Consider the following 844-nt stretch of genomic DNA (forward strand, 5'->3'; position numbering starts at 1 on the left):
CCCGGCCAGCGCGAGCGCGCCGGCGGTCTGCAGGCCGCTGGCCGGCACGACCGCCACCAGCAGCACCCCGAGCAGCGCGGCGAGCTCGCCGTACGCGGCCGGGGCGAGGGTGCGCGCGGCCAGCACGGTGAACCCGTAGGACAGGGCGTTGGCGCCGATGAGGGCGACCGAGACGGCGAGCGCGGCGACGGCGCCGGTGCGCGGGGCGGGGGATGCGGCGCGGACGGCCCGGCCCGCGGGGACGGCCTCGCTCACGGCACCTCCCGACGTCGGGAAATCCTGGTTACCCGGCGGTAACCCGCGCTACGGTAACCGCCCCGGCGGGGCGGAGGAAGACGTGCGCGACGACGGCGGCCGATCGGACCGGCCGGGATGGTCCATCCGGTTGCTCGCGGTGACCGCGGGGGCGCTCGTCGTGGGGCCCGGGTTCGGACCGGGCTTCGTGCTGGTCAACGACATGGTCTTCGTGCCGCGCCAGTACCCCACGGCGGACGCGTTCGGCCTCGGGTCCGCGCTGCCGCGGGCGGTGCCGGCCGACGCCGTGCTGGCCGCCGTCACCGCCGTCGTGCCGGGCGATCTCGTGCAGAAGGCCGTCCTGCTCGCCGTCGTGGTCGCCGCGGTGACCGGCGCGGCCGCGCTCGTGCGTCCGCTGGTCGACGGGCGCACCCTTCCCGCCGCGGTGGCCGGCCTGGTCTACGGCTGGTCGCCGTACGTGGCCGAGCGGCTGCTCATGGGCCACTGGACGCTGCTGCTCGGCTACGCCGCCCTGCCGTGGGTGGCCCGCGCGGCGCTCGACCTGCGGGCCGGGCGGGAGGGGGCGACCGCGCGGCTGGTGCTGGCCATG

The 844-nt window shown here is 78.1% G+C and carries 2 pseudogenes; one reads left to right on the plus strand and one right to left on the minus strand.

The features are described from left to right. Window positions 1-255: pseudogene (locus KIK08_RS39280) on the minus strand (hypothetical protein); the annotation flags it as partial. 82 nt (window positions 256-337) lie between these two features. On the opposite strand from KIK08_RS39280, the pseudogene KIK08_RS39285 reads away from it, so the two are divergent. Beyond that, window positions 338-844 (plus strand): annotated as a pseudogene (locus tag KIK08_RS39285) (hypothetical protein); the annotation flags it as partial.

Source organism: Pseudonocardia lacus (genome assembly GCF_018531445.1).
In the GTDB taxonomy this organism is placed as follows: Bacteria; Actinomycetota; Actinomycetes; order Mycobacteriales; family Pseudonocardiaceae; genus Pseudonocardia; species Pseudonocardia lacus.